Genomic DNA, 3315 nt, shown 5'->3' with positions numbered 1-3315 from the left:
CAAGGTCGCGGGCCCGCTGAACATCTCCCGCTCGCCGCAGGGCCAGCCGGTGATCTTCCAGGCCGGGGTGTCCGAGGAGGGCCGCGACCTCGCCGCGCGGGTCGCCGAGGGCATCTACGCGCCGGGCGGACGGGACGTGCCGTCATGCGACGGCCCCGGTGGCCCCGGCGGTCTCGCGGTCGCGGGCGTCGAGGTCGCGCAGGGAGATGCCGCGGGTCTCGCGCATGCTCAGCACGGCCGCCGTGGTGATCGCGCCGGCCACCAGCAGGTAGACGGCGGTGGGCCACCACGATCCGGTCGTCTTCAGCCAGGTCGTGGCGAGGATCGGGGCCAGCGAGCCCGCGACGATCGACGTCACCTGGTAGGCGATCGACACGCCCGAGTACCGCATCCGGGTCGGGAACATCTCGGCCATGATGGCGGGCTGCCCGGCGTACATGAGCGCGTGGAACAGCAGGCCGACCATGATGACGGCGAGCGCCACGACGGTGCTCTTCGTGCCGAACGCGGGGAACGCCCACAGGCCCCAGGTGCCACCCAGGATGGCGCCCGCGAGGTACACGGGCTTGCGGCCGAGGCGGTCGGCCAGGCGCCCGACCCACAGGATGACGCCGAAGTGGAAGGCGTGCGCGATCGCGATCACACCGAGGATCGACGCCGTGTCCATGCCCAGGCCCGTGCCGAGGTAGACGATCGAGAAGCTCACCACGAGGTAGTACATGATGTTCTCCGCGAACCGCAGGCCCATGCCGGTGAGCACGCCGCGCGGGTACCGCTTGACGACGTCGCGGACGCCGTAGCCCGACGTCTTGCCTTCCTCGAGCTCGGCCTTCGCCTCCTCGAAGATGGGGGCGTCGGTGATGGTGGTGCGGATCCAGTAGCCGACCAGCACGACGACGGCCGAAAGCCAGAAGGCGACGCGCCAGCCCCAGGAGAGGAACGCGGCGTCGGACAGGCTCGTGGACATGACCCACAGCACCGCGGTGGCGAGCAGGTTGCCCACCGGGACGGCGGCCTGCGGCCACGCGGCCCACCGGGCGCGGCTGCCGTCCGGCGCGTGCTCCGCGACGAGCAGCACGGCGCCGCCCCACTCGCCGCCCAGCGCGATGCCCTGGACGAAGCGCAGCAGCACCAGGAGGGCGGGCGCCGCGAGGCCGATGGTGTCGTAGCTCGGCAGGCAGCCCATGAGCACGGTCGCGACGCCGATCATCATGATCGTGACCTGCAGGGTGTGCTTACGGCCCAGCTTGTCGCCGAGGTGCCCGAAGATCACGCCGCCCAGCGGGCGGGCGAGGAAGCCGATCGCGTAGGTGACGAAGGCGGCGATGATGCCGTCGTACTGGTTGCCCATCGCGGGCATCAGCACCTTGTCGAACACGAGCGCCGCGGCGGTCGCGTAGAGGAAGAAGTCGTACCACTCGACGACCGTGCCGGCCATCGAGGCGGACACGATCCTGGTCAGCAGCGAGCGGTCGCTGCCCCCGTCCGTGCCGTGCGTCGCGCCGTCCGGCGCCGTGCTCTGGCCCGCGGCCATGGTTCCTCCGTGTCGTCGTTGACACCGTGGCGGTCGTCGCCACCTGACGCCCAGGATGCTGCCGGTCCCGGACATGTGCGCGCAACGACCAACCGAGCACGCGTGATGTGCACGGATGCACACCGCGCGCGGCGGGCAGTAGGGTGCCGGCGTGCCGACGACGCCGCCCTCGCCCGACCAGCTCCTCGTGCTGCTCGAGGTCGCCCGCACCGGCCGGTACACCACCGCGGCCGAGGTGCTCGGCGTCAACCACACGACCGTCGCCCGCAACGTCGCCGCGCTCGAGCGCGCGCTCGGCGGCCGGGTGCTGGTGCGCGGCGCCGACGGCTGGGAGCTCACCCTGCTGGGCGAGCGAGCCGCGCGCGCCGCCGAGGCGGTCGCCTCCGCGGTCGCCGGGCTGGCCTCCCCGGACGGCGAGCCGGACCCGGTCACGGGCGTCGTGCGGATGACGGCGACCGACGGGTTCAGCGCGTACGTCGCGTCGCCGGCCGTGGCCGCGCTGCGGAGCCGGCACCCGGAGCTGTCCGTCGAGCTCGTCACCGTCACCCGGCACGCCACGCAGCACCGTTCCGGGGTGGACGTGGAGGTGGTGGTCGGCGAGCCCCAGGTGGGCCGGGCCAAGGCGGTGCGGCTCGGCGAGTACGAGCTCGGCATGTACGCGTCGCGGGGCTACCTCGAACGCCACGGCGTCCCGACGACGGTCGCGGACCTGGCCGACCACGGGCTGGTGTACTTCGTGAACTCGATGCTGCAGGTGGACGCCCTCGACGCGCCGCGACGGCTCGTGCCGGGGATGCGTGACGCGCTCACGTCGACCAACGTCTTCGTGCACGTCGAGGCCACCCGGGCGGGAGCGGGCGTCGGGTTCCTGCCGTGCTTCATGGCCGACCGGCACGCCGACCTGGTGCGGCTGCTCCCGGGCGAGGTGCGCGACCGGCTGCCCTACTGGGCGGTGGTGCACCCGGAGTCGTGGCGGCGGCCCGCCGTCGCGGCGCTCCTCGAGGCGCTGCGCGACCAGGTGGCCGGCAGCAGCGACGTGCTCCTCGGCGTCGTCGCCCGGCCGGGCTGACCGGGGCGCCTCAGGGTTCCCCCAGGGTCGAACCGGGGGCACACCCCATGGTGGCGGGCGGGCCCGACGCCGCAGGGTGGGAGGCATGATCGACGCGATCGCCACCGGGGCGGCCCAGGTCTGGGGGCAGCTGGAGAGCACGCTGTTCGCGCTCGTGTCCTCCGTCTGGGCGTTTCCCGCCCTGTTCGGGGCGACCGCCGCGGACGGTCTCTTCCCGCCCGTGCCCGGCGAGACCGTGATCATCATGATGGCGGTGGGTGCCGAGACCGGTCAGGGCGTCAACCTCGCGCTCGTGGTCCTCGTGGCGGCCCTCGGCGCCTGGTGCGGCGACCAGGTGGCCTACGCCCTCGGCCGCGCGCTGGGCACGTCCCGCGTGCCGTTCCTGCGCGGCCCGCGCGGGCAGCGCGCCGTGGCCTGGGCGGCCCGCTCCTTCGAGCGGCGCGGCGCGTCCGTGGTCCTCGGGGCGCGCTTCGTGCCGGTCGGGCGGATGGCGGTCAACGTCACCGCGGGTGCCGTCGGCTTCTCCCGGCGCCGCTTCATGGGCCTGTCCGCCGTCGCGTCCCTGGCGTGGGCGGCGTGGTCCGTGCTGATCGGCGTGGTGGCCGCCCAGCCGCTGGGCGACCACCCCCTGCTCGCCGTCGCCGTCGGGATCGTCGTGGGGACCGTGCTCGGGTTCGTCGTCGACCGGGTCCTCAGCGCCTGGGCCGGCCGC

3 protein-coding genes are annotated in these 3315 nt (G+C 74.0%); 2 read left to right on the top strand and 1 reads right to left on the bottom strand.

Features of this window, described 5'->3' with window-relative positions; translation table 11 throughout:
* Positions 1–142: 142 nt before the first annotated feature.
* Positions 143–1534 (bottom strand): MFS transporter, encoded by a 1392-nt coding sequence (locus ACFUVW_RS20285; protein ID WP_430573100.1) that lies wholly within the window; start codon positions 1532–1534, stop codon positions 143–145.
* Positions 1535–1685: 151 nt separating this feature from the next.
* Here ACFUVW_RS20285 and ACFUVW_RS20280 point away from each other — a divergent pair, with 151 nt between their 5' ends.
* Positions 1686–2603 carry a LysR family transcriptional regulator gene (locus ACFUVW_RS20280; RefSeq protein WP_430573099.1) on the top strand — a complete coding sequence of 306 codons (918 nt, stop codon included), beginning with the start codon at positions 1686–1688 and terminating at the stop codon, positions 2601–2603.
* Positions 2604–2688: 85 nt separating this feature from the next.
* Positions 2689–3315: DedA family protein (locus tag ACFUVW_RS20275; protein WP_430573098.1), on the top strand; the 627-nt coding region annotated here is incomplete at its 3' end.

Origin of the sequence: Isoptericola sp. NPDC057391, from assembly GCF_042668085.1 — a bacterium.
Lineage (GTDB): Bacteria > Actinomycetota > Actinomycetes > Actinomycetales > Cellulomonadaceae > Isoptericola.
The sequence above is the reverse complement of the archived record's forward strand: the minus strand, read 5'-3'. Positions and strand labels throughout refer to the sequence as shown.

Bases quoted from the DNA above. Each gene is read 5' to 3' on its own strand.
- ACFUVW_RS20285 (WP_430573100.1), bottom strand. From the start codon at position 1,534: ATGGCCGCGGGCCAGAGCACGGCGCCGGACGGCGCGACGCACGGCACG.